A 15,698-nucleotide genomic window follows, 5' to 3' on the forward strand; every position below is an offset into this window, starting at 1 on the left:
CGTGTTTCCCGCCGAGTTCGACTACTACCGGCCCGACAGCCTGCAGGGCGCCCTGGACCTCCTGAGCCGGTTCGGGGACGACGCCCGCATCCTGGCGGGCGGTCACAGCCTCCTCCCGGCGATGCGCCTGCGGCTCGCCCAGCCCAAGGTCCTGATCGACATCGGGCGACTGCGCGACCTCGCCTACATCCGGGAGGAGAACGGCGAGGTCGCCGTCGGCGCGCTCACCACCCATTACGAGGTGGAGACGTCTTCCCTCCTCGAAGCCCGGGCCACGGCTTTCCCCGACGCCGCGAAGGTCCTGGCCGACGTGCAGGTCCGCAACCGGGGCACCGTGGGCGGGGCCCTCGCCCACGCCGACCCCGCCGCCGACTACCCGGCCGTGGTGCTGGCGCTGGGCGGCCGCGTGGTGTTCACCGGACCGTCCGGCAAGCGCTCCGTCGCAGCCGACGACCTCTTCGTCGGGCCCTTCACCACGGCGATCCGGCCGGGCGAGATCCTCACCGAACTCCGCATCCCGGCCCAGGGCCCCGGCACCGGCAGCGCGTACGTGAAGTTCGTCCGCCGCGCCTCGGACTACGGGATGGCCGGGGTGGCGGCCCGGATCACGGTCGACGGGGCCGGCGTCTGCCGCGAGGCCCGCGTCGCCGTCACGTGCGTGGGACCCACCGCCTACCGTGCGACGGAGACCGAGAAGGCGCTGGTGGGGCAGCGCCTCACCGACGACGTCATCGCGGCGGCCGCCGAGAAGGCCGTGGCGGGCGTCGACGTCGCCGACGACCCTTACGTCCCTGCCGACTACCGATCGCACCTCGCACGGGTCATCGCCCGCCGGGCGATCGCCGCCGCCCGGGACCGGGCGAGCCGTTGACACGCCGCAGCGGCGACCGTATCCTGATAGCGAGCCGAAGGGGGAGTTCGGCGCCTGCGGACCGGCACCGGTTCCGCAGGCGCCCTGTCGCGGCCGGCCGATGGGGCGGGCGTCCGGCGAGCACGCTAACGTCGGGTCCCCACCGCCGCCCAGCAGGCGACCGGACCGCGCCAGCCACGAGGGGGCAGGGACGTTGCAGCACACGGAGCGGCCGCAGGGAGACGTGAAGCGCATCCTCTGGGGCATCCTCGCGCTCAACCTCGCCGTGGCGCTCGCCAAGGTGCTGTACGGCTGGGCGAGCCGGTCGGCGGCGATGGTCGCCGACGGCTTCCACTCCCTCTCGGACGGGACGTCGAACGTGATCGGCCTGGTCGGGATCACGCTGGCGCAGAAGCCCATCGACCGCACTCACCCGTACGGCCACAAGAAGTTCGAGACCTTCACCACCATCGGGATCGCCGCCCTGCTCCTGTTCGTCGCCTTCGAGGTGGTCACGGGGGTCGTGGACCGGATCCGCCACCCGGTGGCCCCGTCGGTCACGGCTTGGAGCTTCGCCGTCATGCTCGCCACGATGGCCGTGAACGCGGGCGTGTACCTGTACGAGTCCCGGGCGGGGCGGCGCCTGGGCAGCGACTTCCTCGTGGCCGACTCCCTCCACACCCGCAGCGACATCCTGGTGAGCCTGTCGGTCCTGGCCGGGCTGGCGGGGGTGCGCCTGGGCCTGCCCTGGCTCGACTGGGCCGTGGCGCTCGTGATCGCCGGCCTGATCGCCTGGTCGGCGTGGGAGATCATCCGCGACGGCGCCAACGTCCTGTGCGACGCGGCCGTGTTCGACCCGGCCTTCATCGACCCGGTCGTGCGGTCGATCCCCGGCGTGCGCGAGGTGCACCAGATCCGCTCCCGGGGCCGGCACGACTCGGCCTACGTCGACCTGCACGTGCTCGTCGACCCGCACCTGCCAGTCGTGAAGGCCCACGACCTCGCCCACCGGATCGAGGAGGCCCTCAAGGGCCGCCTCCCCGCCGTGGTCGACGTCCTCGTGCACGTCGAGCCCGACCTGCCCGGGATGGAGCTGCCCGAGGAGCCCCGGATCGAGCCTGTAACGGCGCCGGCGCACGAGCATGCCGACCGGTGACCCCGGGCTGGCCGGCATCCGGTCGACGAATCGCAGCTTCCAGCGTCCTCCACAGGAGACCCACATCCCCCCGGCGAATCTCTCCGGGCGGCGGGTGCGGACGGGCACCTGCCAGCCGAGGCGCCGGGGGGATGTCGCGTGCAGGTCACCGTCCGGCTCTACGCGGGGCTCTCGCAACTGGCCGGCCGGCCCCGCGCCGCGATCGACGTGCCGGAGCCCGCCACCGTGGCGGACGTCCTGCGCCGGCTGGGCGAGCTGCATCCCGGCCTGGCGCCCCACCTGGAGGGGGTCGTCGCGGTGGTCGGCGGGCGCCACGCCGGGCCGGGGGAGCCGGTGCCACCCGGCGAGGAGGTCGCGCTCGTCCGCCCGATGGCCGGCGGCTCGCAGCAGATTGCGCAGTCTGGCGCACGGAGCGGCAGCGAAAGGAGGCTGTCCCATGGCAGACCGTGACGACGGGAGGACCGTGGCGGAAACGGGGGCGGCACGGGAGACCGTTTTCGTGGGCACGTTCACCGGCGGCGTGGTGGGTCCGAGCCGGCGCATGCTCGGCCCGGTGCGCGACGGCGGGCACATCATCGCCAACACGGCGCCGGGCTGCTGGGGGCCCATGCTCACGCCGGCCTTCAAGGGCGGGCACGAGGTCACGGAGCCCGTGGCCGTCGAGGGCGCCGAGGTCGGCGACGCGATCGTCATCCGGATCAAGGACATCCAGGTGACCAGCATCGCCACCTCGTCCGGGGTGGACCAGCCGGTGGAGGGCCGCTTCCTGGGCGATCCCTACGTGGCGCCCCGCTGCCCCGGGTGCGGCACCCTGAACCCGCCGACGCGGATCGAGGGCACGGGGCCGGAGGCGATCCGCTGCGCCATCTGCGGCGCGGAGGCAGCGCCGTTCCGGATCGCCCACGGCTACACGATGGTCTTCGACAGCAGCCGCCAGCTCGGGGTGACGGTCGGGGCCGAGGCGGCCCGGCGCATCGGCGCCGACGGGCGCCGGTACATGGCCCTGCCACCCGAATCCGGGCAGAACCCGGTCGTGACGGTGGCGCCCGCGGACCTCGTCGGCGTCCTCGCCCGGTTGCGGCCGTTCCTGGGGCACATCGGCACCACGCCGGCCATCGACATGCCGGACTCCCACAACGCCGGCGACTTCGGCTCCTTCCTGATCGGCGCCCCGCACGAGTTCGGCATCCCGGCGGAGAAGCTGGAGCACCGGACGGACGCGCACCTGGACATCGACTCGGTCCGCGCCGGCGCCATCCTCATCTGCCCGGTGAAGGTCCGGGGCGGCGGCGTCTACCTGGGCGACATGCACGCCATGCAGGGCGACGGCGAGATCGCCGGGCACACCACGGACGTTGCCGGGACCGTCACCCTGCAGGTCCACGTGCTCAAGGGCCTGAACCTGGACGGCCCGGTCCTCCTCCCCAACGCCGAGGACCTGCCGCCCCTGGCCCGGCCGTTCACGGCCGAGGAGCGGGCCCGCGCCCTGGCGCTGGCCCGCCAGTGGGGCGTGGCGGCCATCGAGGAGACGGCGCCGATCCAGGTGGTCGGCTCGGGGCCCGACCTGAACAGCGCCACCGACAACGGGCTGCGCCGCATGGCCGCCCTCTTGGACATGAGCGTCGCCGAGGTCCGCAACCGGGCCACGATCACCGGCGGGATCGAGATCGGCCGGCACCCCGGCATCGTCACCGTCACCATCCTGGCGCCGCTCGACCGGCTGGAGCGGAAGGGCTTGCTGCCGTTCGTTCGGGAGCAGTACGGTATCGGGTAGGGAGTGCTGCGTGTGCGGGACGCCCCCCGGCACCGGCCGGGGGGCGTCTTCTGGTGAGGGGGCGTGCGGGTGGAAGAACGCTACAGCAAGGACATGAGCCACACGACGTGGGACCGGGTCTTCCAGCGCCAGGCCGAACGCGCCGACCTCGCCCGGGAGTGGCTCGACCGCCTGGACCTGCGCCCGGGCGAGTGCGTCCTGGACGTCGGATCGGGCCCCGGGTTCATCAGCCTGCTCGCGGCCGAGCGCGTGGGGCCGGCCGGGCTGGTCCACGCCGTCGACCGGTCCGCCGAGGCCCTGGCGTACCTGGAGCGAGTGCAGGTCGAGCGGGGCGTCCGGCAGATCCGGCGCGTGCACGCGGACGTGTGCGCCCTGGACCGGCTCGACCCCGTCCCCGACGCCGCCCTGGTCACCATGATGCTCCACCACGGCGACGACGGGCCGGCGATCCTCTCGGCCGCCTTCCGGCTCCTGCGCCCCGGCGGCCGGGCCGTCGTGGCGGAGTTCCACCCCGACGGGCCGTGCGAGGTCGGCCCGCCCCGCGAGCACCGCCTGGCGCCCGACGTCGTCCGCCGCTGGTGCGAGGCGGCGGGTTTCGCCGTGGCGGAGGAGTGGCGCCAGACCGCGGAGCATTACGCTCTCCTCGTGATCAGGCCTTAGTACTCGATGCCGCACCCGCCGCTGGAGGGATCGAAGCTGTCCGTGGACACCGTCCTCTTCGACTTCGACGGCACCGTCGCGGATACCACGCCCCTGGTCGTCTTCGCCTTCCAGCAGGCGTTCGCGGAGTTCGACGGTCGGCACCTGTCCTGGGACGAGGTCATCGACCTGTTCGGCCCGCCGGAGGGAGCGATCTTCCGGCGGCACTTGCGAGCCGCCGAGCGGTGGGAGGCGGCTCTGGCCCGCTTCAACGAACTCTACCGGGAACTCCACGGTGAGTGGGTCGTCCGCAGCGCAGAGTTGGAGGCGACGCTGTGGGACCTGAGGGCGCGTGGCGTTCGGCTGGGCCTGGTCACGGGGAAAGCGCGGGCGAGCGCGGCCATCTCCCTCGACGCCCTGCAGCTCCACGGTCTCTTCGACGTGGTCGTGGCCGGAGACGACGTCGTCCGCCCGAAGCCCGATCCCGAAGGGATTCTTGCCGCCCTGAGCCGGCTCGGCGCCCGGGCGGATCGCGCGCTGTACGTCGGGGACATGGACGGCGACGTGCTGGCCGGCCGCGCCGCCGGCGTGACCACCGTGGGCGCGGCCTGGTTCCGCGGTACGGGGCGGGAGTTCCTCCACCCGCCCGACCGCGTCTTTCGCCAGGTGGCCGATTTCCGGGCCTTCCTGGAGAATGTGCTCGCCTGACAAGGACGGGCAGGGAACGCACGCGCTGCATTCCCTGCCCAACGAAGCTGCGGGAGATCGGCTGTACCCCCGGTTCTGTCGTGGGTGGTCATCTATCTCGTCGCCCCCGCCGGGGCGGCGCCCCCTCGGCGTTGCCGCCTTGGGGGTGCGTCCTACCCGGGCTCGAAGCCCCTACTTGGACTTGCACCGTGGCGGAGATTGCCCGTGCCACTCCCCCGTCGCCGGGGGACTTGCGTTTCTCTGGCTCTTTACGGGTACACGCCGCTCGGCGGCCGTGCCGCGCGGCCTCGCGGCCGCCGGCTTCCGCCGAGAGGAGCCCCTTGGGGAGGGCCCCGCCGGCTTTCCCCATCGTGGGCTCGCGCCCCCCGGCCTTGCGGCCGGCGCCAGCTTTCTGCCCGCCGGCCCCGACGGCCGGCGGCGCAGCGGTGCCGGGAAGTTCCTCACCGCCATCGACGCCGTCCCGGCCGGTGCGAGCGCCCTGCCGGGCTCCCGGCCGGGCCCCGGCGCGCGGCGGTGCGACCACCTACCGAACTCCCGCAAGACGTATGCGGTTTTCCCCCTCTCGGGGCACTCCATCCTAACACGGCGCCCCGCCGGCGTCAAGCCGTGTACGACCCCGCCGCGGCGGCTGCAGTCCGGCAGGCGCCCGGGAAACGCACAGGCCCGATGCACGGGCACCGGGCCTGGCTCGCTGGTTGCGGGGACAGGATTTGAACCTGTGACCTTCGGGTCATGAGCCCGACGAGCTACCTGGCTGCTCCACCCCGCGGCGTCCTTTCGACGTCACTCATTATAGGCCTCCCGTACGGTCTGCGCAAGCTGCAACTTCGACCGGATCTGGAAAGATCCTCTACTTCTGGGCTACTTCCCCGGGGCCGGCAGGGACTCGAAAACCTGACGGTTACCCGTCAGGCGGCTGGTGCGAGGGAGTGGACTCGAACCACCGACCTCGCGCTTATCAGGCGCGTGCTCTGACCAGCTGAGCTACCCTCGCGTCACCGACCGGGACCCCCCGGTCGGTCCGTCCTGGTGCGGATGGAGGGATTTGAACCCCCACGGCCTTGCGGCCACTAGACCCTGAATCTAGCGCGTCTGCCAGTTCCGCCACATCCGCACGGACCCCGGCGGAACCCTCCCGCTCCGGGCACTAGGGATTCTACCTCGGCCGGCCACAGAAGTCAACTCCGGCCCCCCTTCTGAGCAGGATCAGAACACGCCGAGGGTGCGATCGACCTGCGCCATCATCAGGTCGACCAGGTCTCCGTACGTGCACGGCCGGCACCCGGGCACGAGGGGCGCGCCGGCGACCCCCCGCAGGGCCAGGTCGTCCTCCAGCGCCAGGACGGATTCGAACCGCCCTGCAGGCAGGGCGACCGGCGAGCCGGCCACCGCGGCCAGCACCCCGTCCTCCACCAGTGCCACCGTGACCGGATGGCCGCTGTCGGCCAGGGACGCCGCCAGGGCGACCGCCCGGCGCGCGGCCGCCGACGTCGGGCTGCTGCCGATCAGGATCGCAATCCGTTCCACTCCTTCTTCCTCCCCGGTGCGGAGTTGACGGGCGGCCGCGCGTGCTCGGGGCCCGGGCCGGACTCTCAGAAGCGCAGCAGGTAGCGTGCCTCCGCCACGGCCGCGGCCAGGCGGCGGTCGTCGACCACCTCGACCCCTTCCACGAGGTCGTCCGGAGTGAGGCCCCGTCCGGCCAGGCTCGGCCCGTGCACGAGGACGCGGGGCGCCGGGCCGGCGGCGGGGTGCAGGGACTGACGCAGCGCCTCGGCGAGCGCCACGAAGCCGCTGTCCCGTACCTCCTGCCCCCGCCGGGCGAGCCACACGCCGTCGTCGACCAGGACGGCGGTGGCCGAGAACCCGTTTGCCAGTGCGCCGTTCAGGTGCCGCACCCCTTCTGCCGCCAGGGCCGAGCCGTACGGCGCGCGGGAGATCCAGACGCAGATCGACGGCTGCACGGGTCCTCCCTCCTTACTGACCCAGAGCGATGAACGCCCGGGATTCCTGGACCATCGCGAAGAGGTTCTTGAGGGAACTGGGCCGGGTCCCGTCGATCCGGACCTCCCGCCGGAGCCCCCGCAGCTGCAGGCAAGAGCCGCAGAGGTCGACCCGGAGGCCCTTCTCGATCAGCGCCGGCAGCCGCTCGCCCACCGGGGGCAGCCCCTCCGCCTTCTGACCGGCGGTAGCGGCGTACACGCCGTCCGCCGAGGCGAAGAGGTTCACCCGGTATCCCCGCTCCAGGGCGGCCTCGGCGAGGTTCAGGGCCGTCCGGGCGGCTTCCGACCCGAAGGGGGTGCCGGTCAGGAAGAGCGTCAGTGTGGCGGCAGGGGTTGGATCCGACATGCGCCGTCGCCTCCGGTCGTGCTGCCTTTTCCTTGCAGGCTACCACCCGACGGGGTATACTACAATCGCATGATTTGCATAGAATCCATGCGATTTCCGCATCAAAGGAGGACGTGCCGGTGGACCTGCACCACCTCCAGACGTTCCGGCACGTCGCCCGCGTCCTCAACTTCACGCGCGCCGCAGAGGACCTCTCCCTGAGCCAGTCCGCCGTGTCCCGCCACATCGAGGCGCTCGAGGCGGAGTTCGGGCTCGAGCTCTTCGCCCGCAGCGGCAGGGGCGTGGCCCTGACGGAGGCGGGCCTGAGGCTCCTGGACTACGCCGACCGCATCGTGCGCCTTTCGGAGGAGGCCCGCCGGGCCCTCGGGGAGCTGAAGGACCTGGAGAGCGGCCGGCTGGCGCTCGGCGCCAGCACCACCCCCGGCAACTACGTCCTGGGCCCCGTGGTGGCCCGCTACCAGGAACGTTACCCCGGCATCGACCTCCGGGTGGAGGTCCGCGACACCCAGTCGGTCCTCCGCCGGCTGGAGAAGGGAGCCCTCGACCTGGCGGTGGTGGCGGGACCGGTGGACCAGCCGGGGCTGCAGGCCGAACCCTGTGTGGGCGATGAGCTCCTCCTGGTGGCCGCACCCCATCACCCCCTCGCCCGCCGGGGGACCATCCGCCTCCAGGATCTCGCCGGCACCCGCCTCTTCCTGCGCGAGCCCGGGTCGAACACGCGGCAGGCCGTGGAGGCGCACTTCCGGGCGCGGGGCGTTCCCCTCGGCCCGACGAGCGAGCTCGGCAGCACCGAGGCGATCAAGCGGGCCGTCGGCGCCGCAGGCGGGGTGGCCTTCCTCTCCCGCTACGCCGTGGCGGCCGACCTGGCCGCGGGTACCCTCGTCGCCCTGGACGGCCCCGACAGCCGCATCCCCCGCCAGTTTGTCCTGGCCTACCTGAAAGGCGGCCGGCGCCCACCGGCGGCGCTCGCGTTCGCCGCGCTCCTCCGCAAGATGCGCCCCGCCCTGGAGCGCGCCACGGAGCCAGGCGGCGCCACGGAGCCGCTGCCCGGAGCCGGCCCGGCGAGGCGTGCCGGCTGCGGGGAACCGGCCACGCCGGCCTGAAGCGCGCAGGAAAGGAGGCCCGGCCCGTGTGCGAGCCGCCCATCCGCCTCACGTCGTACTCGCCCGGCTCCGGCTGAGCCTGCAAGATCGGCGCGGCCGATCTGGCGCAGGTCCTGCGCCACCTCCCTCCCGTCAGCGACCCCCGGTTCCTCGGCCGGGTGGGGGACGATGCAGCGGTGTACCGGATCTCCGACGACCTGGCGGTCGTTCAGGCCGTCGACTACATCACCCCCGTCGTGAACGACCCCTACGCGTTCGGCCAGGTGGCGGCGGCGAACGCCCTGAGCGACCTCTACGCGATGGGGGCGACCCCGGTCTTCGCCCTCAACCTCATCGGCTTCCCGGTCCGCAGCCTCCCCCTGGGCCACATGGAACAGATCCTGCTGGGCGGCGCGGCCAAGGCCGCCGAGGCGGGCGTGGTCATCGCCGGGGGCCACTCCATCGAGGACCCGGCCCCCAAGTACGGGCTGGCCGTCACCGGCTTCGTGCATCCCGCACGCCTGATCACCAAGGCGGGCGGCCGGCCCGGGGACGTGCTGTTCCTCACCAAGCCCCTCGGCACCGGGGTGATCACCACGGCCATCGACGAGGGACTGGCGCCTCAGGAGCTGGAGCAGCGCGTCCTGCCCGTGATGACCGCCCTGAACCGGGGGGCGGCGGAAGCCATGGCCCGGGTGGGGGCCACGGCCTGCACGGACGTGACGGGCTTCGGCCTCCTCGGCCACCTGCACGACCTGGCCCGGCGCAGCGGGGTCGCGGCCCGGGTCGACGCGCTCCGGGTTCCCGTGCTGCCCGAGGCCCGGGAGTGGGCCTGGCGCGGGGCCATCTCCAGCGGCACCCGGGGCAACCTGCGGGAGGCCGATTCCTACGTCACCTGGGGGCCAGACGTGCCGGAGGCCGACCGGGTCCTCCTGTGCGACGCCCAGACGTCGGGCGGTCTCCTGGTGGCCGTGCCGCCGGAGCGGGAGGCGGAGTTCGCCCGGCTTCTCGAGGACGCGGGCTGCCTCGCCTGCGGGGCGATCGGGGAGCTGGCGGAGGGGCCGCCGGGCCGGCTCTACGTGGGGACCCTGGCGGGGTTCCCCGATTGACCTGACAGCCAACGCGCCGGACGGTCCACAACGAATGTGTCCCTGGACGGAGGGCCGGCGCAATCGTCGCGCTGGGAACGCCCCGGTCGGTACGTGCGGTACCGCCCGCGCTTTGCACCGGGTACGCTACGCAAGACGGTGCCCCTTCCGGGAGAACTTCGCTGGCGGCTCGGAAGCGCGCCGCCTGGGGTATGACGCGGCGCGCGTGTTCCTCCGCACGGTGCAAGCGGGGGAAGGAACCGGCCTGCTGGTGGTGGAGTACGGGAACAGGGAACGGCTGGGACGGGCGAAAACCCTCTTCCAGGAGATCCGGGATCCCAGGCTTTCCCTGGTCGACGCCCTCAGCTTCGCCATCATGCGAGAACTGGGGCTACGGCGCTGTTTCGCCTTCGACGATCATTTCCCACAGGCCGGGTTCGAGCCCGTGGCGTAGGGCTGTACCCGCTGCCTGCCGGCGGCGGACCCCTCGCCGTCCGAGCGGTGGCGGGATCCGCCCTGCACGGCCCGGCCCGGCGGAAAGTGAAAGACACTGCTCTCCGGCGATCGCCCTACAGGAGTTCAAGCACTTGCGCGCGAATGTACTACGGGTGGCGGCCACCGCGGACGATCCCTGCCGCCGCCCGGAGGCAGGTCTGTGCGCCGGCGCAGCAGCATCCGCCTGAAACTCCTCGTCGCCATGCTTTCGCTCGGGCTCGTCCCGCTCGCCGCCGGAGCGGGCAGTCTCCTCCTGGGCTGGCAGGTCCTGACCGGCACTGTCCGGGCGTCCGTCGCCCAGTTGCCGGTGGGGGCGGCGAACCGGATCGAGGAGCTCCTCTACTTCCGCTACGTCGACGTCGCCCACTACTCCCGGCTCCCGGTCGTGCTGGACCCGGAGGCGCGAGCCGCGCAGGGGCAGCTGTTCCAGCGCATCCTGCAGCTGTACCAGCCCTACGCCTGGCTCGGCCGGCTCAGCCCGGAAGGGGTGGTCCAGAGCGCCTCAGACCCCGGGTCGGTGGGAATGGACCTGGGAAGCCAGCCGTGGTTCCGGGCGGCCCGGGATGCAGCTCTCCGGGGAGGGCCGGCCGCCGAGCCGGCCGTGTCCGTGTCCGACGTGCACCCGCTGGTGCAGGGCGACCTGCAGCCGGTGGTCGGGTTCACCGCGCCCCTCTGGTCAACTGAAGGCGTCCTGACGGGGTTCGTCCACACCGAGGTCTCCATGGCCTTCGTGTCTCACCACGTCACCGCCGTGGACCCGGGACGGCACGGCAAGGTGCTCCTCATCGACCGCCAGGGCCGCATCCTCGCCGACCGTTCCGGCCCCCTCCCGGCCACCCTGCCCGATCCGGGTCTGCCCGACTGGGGAGTCGATGCCAGGGGGTTCCGGCAGCTCGGGAGCGTGCGGCAGGCGCTGGCGGGCGAGAGCGGGGTGCTGCGGGAGCGGGTGGGCCGCCAGGACGTGATCGCCGGCTTCACTTCACTCCGCGGCTTCGGACCTTACCCGGGGCTCGGCTGGTCGCTGATCGTCCTCCTCCCCACCCACGAGGCCCTGGGAGCCGTCTTCACGCAGGCGCGCTTCACCGCCGCGATCCTGGGCGTGGGTCTCGTGCTGGTCATGGTCGTCTCGCTCCTCCTCGCGCGCCACCTGACCGCCCCCGTTCTCCGGCTGGTTCAGGTCTCGCGGAGCGTGGAGCAGGGCGACCTGCGGGACGATTTCCCGGCCTCCCGCAGTGGTGACGAACTGGCCGAACTCACGGAAAGCTTCCGCTCCATGGTCCGCGCCGTCGCCCGCAAGCAGGCCGAACTGCAGGAGGCCAACCGCCTGCAGTCCGAGTTCCTCACCAACGTCACGCACGAGTCCCGGACGCCGCTCACGGTGGTCCTCGCCCTGACGGAGATGCTCCTGGAGGAGATGGCGGGTCCGCTCGGGCCGCGCCAGCGGCACTACCTGGAGAACATCCAGGCCAACGCCCGGCGGGCGCTGGGGTGGATCAACGACCTCCTCGACCTGGCCCGGGCCCAGGCGGGCAAGATGGAGCTGAACGTCCGCCCCGTGAGGCTCCGTGAGGCTGTCGGACCCGTGCGCGAGGGGATCGTGCACCTGGCCCGGCAGAAGGAGATCCGCTACGCCGAGGACCTGCCCGAGGACCTCCCTCCGGTCATGGCCGATCCCGATCGCCTGGGACAGATCCTCACGAACCTCCTGGGCAACGCCGTCAAGTTCACGCCCCCGGGCGGGCGGGTCACCCTGTCGGCGGGACCCGCCCGGGACGGCTTCCTCGAGGTGCGGGTCCGCGACACGGGCATCGGCATCCCGCCGGAGGAGCGGGAGCGGATCTTCGACCAGTTCCACCAGGTCGACTCGTCACTCGCCAGACGCTACCCCGGCACCGGCATCGGGCTGGCGCTGGTGAAGCGCCTGGTCGAGTTGCACGGTGGAACCATCCGGGTCGAGAGCGAGCCCGGGCAGGGCTCCGAGTTCACGTTCACGCTGCCACTGGCGCCCGCCGGCGCGCCGGCCGTGACCCCCTCGCCCCTCCCGGCCACCGACCCGGGGAGGTGACAGTTCGTGCCGAAGCGCATCCTGGTGATCGACGACGACCCCCACATCCGGGAACTGGTGGCCGACCTCCTGCGGCTGGAGGGCTACCACGTGGAGACGGCCGGGGACGGCGAGTCGGGCCTCGCCCTGGCCGCGACCCTGGCGCCGGACCTCATCGTCCTGGACCTCATGATGCCGGCGATGGACGGCTTCGAGGTCACGCGCCGGATCCGCCGCCACTCGCAGGTCCCCATCGTGGTGCTGACGGTCCGTGACGCCGAACTGGACAAGCTCCAGGGGTTCACCCTTGGCGTGGACGACTACGTCACCAAGCCGTTCAGCCCGCTGGAGCTCCTGATGCGCGTGAAGGCCGTCCTGCGCCGTGCCTCGCCGGCGCGGGCCGAGGAGCACGCGGCGGAGGTGGTCCAGTTCGGGGACGTCACCGTCGACCGCCTGACCCACCGCGTGCTCAAGGGCGGCCGGCTCATCCCCCTGACGACCGGCGAGTTCAACGTCCTGTGGGCGCTGGTGAGCCACCCGGGCCAGGTGCTGACCCGAGAGCAGGTGATGGAGCTGGCCTGGGGCCCCGACGCGGTGGGCGGTCCGGAGAGCGTGACGGTCCTGGTGTCCCGCATCCGGGAGAAGATCGAGGACGATCCTGCCTCCCCCCGCTGGATCCAGACCGTGCGCGGCGCCGGCTACCGCTTCGTCCCCCAGCCGCGGTCCCCCGCCTGACCGGCGCCCCGCACGACCTGTCGGACGCTCTTCCCGCCCGGGCTCGCCCGGGCGTCATTTGTCTCTCTTGACTCAGTGGACGCACTTCGCTCTTTCCGTTGAGGCAGGGTTTGTGCGGGGTTCCGAATCCAGCAAGCCCGCTGCCCTATGCTGCCAGTAGGGCAAGCCCGTGACCATCGCTGCGCAGCACAGGGTGGGATCGCGATGCCGGAAACCACGAACACCCGTGACAGCTCCCCACGCCTCACCCGCCGCCGCTTCCTCCGCTACATGGGCATCGCGGGTGCCGCAGCTGGGGCGGCCACGGTCCTGAGCACGTACGAGGGGTTCTTCCGGGTCAGCCGGGCGGCACCCGGCGCCCTCACCCCGACGGCGGAGTTCAAGACGGTGCGGACGGTCTGCTCGCCCAACTGTACGGGAGCCTGCGGCATGCGGGCCTACGTGCGGGACGGGAAGGTCGTCAAGATCCGCCAGGCCGCCGACTTCCCGACCCCGGCGTACAACCCCCGGGGCTGCATGAAGGGGCTGTCGTTCATGCAGACCCTGTACGGCCCTGACCGCATCCGCAAGCCCCTGATGCGGGTGGGCGCCCGGGGCGAGAGGAAGTGGCGTGAGGTCAGCTGGGACGAGGCGCTGGATTTCATCGCCGCCAAGCTGAAGGAGATCATCCGGCGGGATGGCCCGCGCTCGATCTACTTCTTCCCGCAGCTCCCCGGGACCGGACCGGTTCAGAAAGGGTCGGCCACCCGCCTCGCCGCGCTCCTGGGCGCCTCCCACGGCACGTTCTACGACTTCAACGGCGACCTGCCGCTGTCGATGCCCATCACCTTCGGGGTGCAGTGCTCCGAACACGAGAGCAAGGACTGGGCGAACGCGCGCTGCCTCCTCCTCTTCGGGGCCAACCCGGTCGAGACCCGCATCCCGGACGCGCACTTCCTCATGGACGCGGTGGAGAAGGGCGCACCGCTGATCGTCTTCGACCCGACCTTCTCCCCCACCGCCGCCAAGGCGGACGTGTGGGTGCGCCTGCGCCCGGGCAGCGACGGCGCCGTCGCCCTGGCCATGGCCAACGTGATCCTGGCCGACGGCGCGGCGGACCTCGACTTCATGGCGGCCTACACCGACGCCCCTCTCCTCGTCCGGGCCGACACGCGAAAGCGGCTGCGCGAGGCGGACCTGGTGGCGGGCGGCTCGCCGGACCGCTTCGTGGTGTGGGACCAGGTCAAGGGTGGCCCCCACGCCGTCGGCACCGACCGCCTGGGCATCCCCCCCGGCACCCGGCCGGCGCTCGAGGGCACCTTCCGCGTGAAGCTGGCGAACGGCAACGAGGTCGAGGTCTCGCCCGGCTTCCAGCACGTGCTCAACGCCGTCCGCCGGTACACCCCCGAGAAGGCCGAGGAGCTGAGCGGGGTCCCGGCCGACACCATCCGCAAGGTCGCCCGCATCTACGCCTCCCACCGCCCCGGCGCCATCATCATGGGCGGCGCGACCAACCACTGGTACCACGGGGACCTGGCCGGCAGGGCGCTCGCCTTGCTGACGGCGCTCACCGGGAACATCGGCAAGAGCGGCGGCGGCATCAGCATCTACGTGGGCCAGTACAAGCTCCGGTTCGACGTGTCGAAGTGGTGGTTCCCCGACGGGAAGCGGCCGAACTTCGTACCCCCCATGTACCTCATCGAGGGCCCCACCCCCACGATGAACCCGTCCATCAAGCTCCCCGAGAACGGCTTCAAGGCGATCCTCATCTCGCACAGCAACATGATGAACCAGTCGCCGAACCTGAACAAGCTCTGGTCGCGGCTGGAAAAGATGGACCTCATCGTGGTCATGGACTTCCAGATGACCCCCACCGCCGAACTGGCGGACGTCGTGCTCCCCGCCGCCTCGTGGTACGAGAAGTACGACCTCATCGCCTCGCCGCTGCACCCGCACCTGCAGCTCATGCAGCCGGCGATCGAGCCGGTGGGCGAGGCCCGGCCGGAGCTGTGGATCTACCGCGAGTTGGCCCGTCGCCTGGACCCGGGGTTCGCGAAGTACTACGAGATGGACGAGGAAGCCATCATCCGGCTCATCCTCGAAACCGGCGGGCCCGAGATCGAGGGGATCACCCTCGAGGACCTCAAGAAGGGGCCGGTGCGCCTGCGCGTGCCGGACCCGGACGTGATGTTCTACGAGCAGATTCACGAGTTCAAGCCCTTCCCGACCCGGACGTACCCCTTCCCCCTCAGTGCCACCCAGACCTTCGTGAAGACCGGCCGGGCCGAGTTCTACAAGGAAGAGGACCGCTTCCTCGAATACGGCGAGGAGGTCCCGGTCTACAAGCCGCCGTTCCGAGCCAGCGGCGAGGATGCGGGCAAGTATCCGCTGGTCCTCCTCAGCCCCCACTCCCGGTGGCGGGTCCACTCCACCTACTCCAACCTGCCGTGGCTGAACGAGATCCACCCGCGGCCGGAGGTGCACATCCACCCGGACGACGCCCGGGCACGCGGCATCCGCCACGGCGCCCTGGTGGAGCTCTTCAACGACCGCGGCCGTACCGTCCTCTGGGCGCGCGTGACCCGGAACGTGCCGCCGGGGACCCTGATCCTCTACGAGGGCTGGTGGGCCCGCTACTTCGCCAGGGGCCGCGGCGTGAACGAGCTGACCACGAGCGCCATCAACCCGATCCACGAGATCTACTTCCTGCCCAACGTGTGGTCGCCCGTCACCGCATGGAAGGAAGCGCTCTGCGACGTGCGTCCGGTCGAAGGGAGGTCTCTGTGATGTCGGCTGTCACTG

The 15,698-nt window shown here is 72.1% G+C and carries 15 protein-coding genes and 3 tRNA genes; 12 read left to right on the top strand and 6 right to left on the bottom strand.

All coding sequences use genetic code 11. From position 1 onward, the window contains the following. The first annotated feature begins 1 nt into the window (after position 1). The 6 genes from caldi_RS07925 to caldi_RS07950 all read left to right on the top strand — a co-directional run bounded on the left by caldi_RS07925 (position 2) and on the right by caldi_RS07950 (position 5,127). Positions 2-871 (top strand): FAD binding domain-containing protein, encoded by an 870-nt coding sequence (locus caldi_RS07925; RefSeq protein ID WP_264844561.1) that lies wholly within the window; start codon positions 2-4, stop codon positions 869-871. A 193-nt stretch (positions 872-1,064) separates the two neighbouring features. Then, on the top strand, positions 1,065-2,006 hold the full coding sequence (locus caldi_RS07930; protein ID WP_264844562.1) for a cation diffusion facilitator family transporter: 942 nt from the start codon (positions 1,065-1,067) through the stop codon (positions 2,004-2,006). Between the two features lie 138 nt (positions 2,007-2,144). Further along, entirely contained in the window at positions 2,145-2,456 is a 312-nt protein-coding gene (locus caldi_RS07935; protein WP_264844563.1) for a MoaD/ThiS family protein, read from the top strand. Next, positions 2,443-3,780, top strand: a complete 1,338-nt coding sequence (locus caldi_RS07940) for an acetamidase/formamidase family protein (RefSeq protein WP_264844564.1) — start codon at positions 2,443-2,445, stop codon at positions 3,778-3,780. Before caldi_RS07935 ends, caldi_RS07940 begins: the two co-directional genes overlap by 14 nt. A 69-nt stretch (positions 3,781-3,849) precedes the next feature. Then, the gene (locus caldi_RS07945; protein WP_264844565.1) at positions 3,850-4,440 is read left to right on the top strand and encodes a class I SAM-dependent methyltransferase; all 591 of its coding nucleotides are present in this window, start codon (positions 3,850-3,852) and stop codon (positions 4,438-4,440) included. A 42-nt stretch (positions 4,441-4,482) separates the two neighbouring features. After that, complete coding sequence (locus tag caldi_RS07950) at positions 4,483-5,127, top strand: HAD family hydrolase (protein WP_264844566.1); 645 nt, start codon at positions 4,483-4,485, stop codon at positions 5,125-5,127. A gap of 692 nt (positions 5,128-5,819) precedes the next feature. On the opposite strand, the gene caldi_RS07955 is transcribed toward caldi_RS07950, so the two are convergent. The 6 genes from caldi_RS07955 to caldi_RS07980 all read right to left on the bottom strand — a co-directional run bounded on the left by caldi_RS07955 (position 5,820) and on the right by caldi_RS07980 (position 7,473). Continuing rightward, positions 5,820-5,896: transfer RNA gene (locus caldi_RS07955), tRNA-Met, on the bottom strand. Positions 5,897-6,044: 148 nt separating this feature from the next. Further along, positions 6,045-6,121: transfer RNA gene (locus caldi_RS07960), tRNA-Ile, on the bottom strand. 33 nt (positions 6,122-6,154) lie between these two features. Beyond that, positions 6,155-6,241, bottom strand: a tRNA-Leu gene (locus caldi_RS07965). 92 nt (positions 6,242-6,333) lie between these two features. Next, entirely contained in the window at positions 6,334-6,654 is a 321-nt protein-coding gene (locus tag caldi_RS07970; RefSeq protein WP_264844567.1) for a DsrH/TusB family sulfur relay protein, read from the bottom strand. A gap of 65 nt (positions 6,655-6,719) precedes the next feature. Beyond that, entirely contained in the window at positions 6,720-7,088 is a 369-nt protein-coding gene (locus caldi_RS07975; RefSeq protein WP_264844568.1) for a DsrE family protein, read from the bottom strand. Between the two features lie 13 nt (positions 7,089-7,101). Further along, positions 7,102-7,473, bottom strand: coding sequence for a DsrE/DsrF/TusD sulfur relay family protein (locus tag caldi_RS07980; protein ID WP_264844569.1), 372 nt, complete (start codon positions 7,471-7,473; stop codon positions 7,102-7,104). A 119-nt stretch (positions 7,474-7,592) separates the two neighbouring features. Between caldi_RS07980 and caldi_RS07985 the strand changes: the two genes are divergently transcribed. The 6 genes from caldi_RS07985 (at position 7,593) to caldi_RS08010 (ending at position 15,683) form a co-directional block, all read left to right on the top strand. Next, complete coding sequence (locus caldi_RS07985) at positions 7,593-8,576, top strand: LysR family transcriptional regulator (protein WP_264844570.1); 984 nt, start codon at positions 7,593-7,595, stop codon at positions 8,574-8,576. Positions 8,577-8,617: 41 nt separating this feature from the next. Next, positions 8,618-9,664: a selenide, water dikinase SelD gene (selD, locus tag caldi_RS07990; RefSeq protein ID WP_406568123.1), complete on the top strand. Its 1,047-nt coding sequence runs from the start codon at positions 8,618-8,620 to the stop codon at positions 9,662-9,664. 205 nt (positions 9,665-9,869) lie between these two features. After that, positions 9,870-10,097, top strand: coding sequence for a PIN domain-containing protein (locus caldi_RS07995; protein ID WP_264844572.1), 228 nt, complete (start codon positions 9,870-9,872; stop codon positions 10,095-10,097). Positions 10,098-10,298: 201 nt separating this feature from the next. Next, positions 10,299-12,203, top strand: a complete 1,905-nt coding sequence (locus tag caldi_RS08000) for a sensor histidine kinase (RefSeq protein ID WP_264844573.1) — start codon at positions 10,299-10,301, stop codon at positions 12,201-12,203. A gap of 6 nt (positions 12,204-12,209) precedes the next feature. Continuing rightward, positions 12,210-12,917: a response regulator transcription factor gene (locus caldi_RS08005; RefSeq protein WP_264844574.1), complete on the top strand. Its 708-nt coding sequence runs from the start codon at positions 12,210-12,212 to the stop codon at positions 12,915-12,917. Positions 12,918-13,121: 204 nt separating this feature from the next. After that, a complete protein-coding gene (locus tag caldi_RS08010; RefSeq protein ID WP_264844575.1) occupies positions 13,122-15,683 on the top strand; it encodes a molybdopterin-containing oxidoreductase family protein in 2,562 nt (853 codons plus the stop codon). Positions 15,684-15,698: the final 15 nt, after the last annotated feature.

This window comes from Caldinitratiruptor microaerophilus, from assembly GCF_025999835.1.
In the GTDB taxonomy this organism is placed as follows: domain Bacteria; phylum Bacillota; class Sulfobacillia; order Symbiobacteriales; family ZC4RG38; genus Caldinitratiruptor; species Caldinitratiruptor microaerophilus.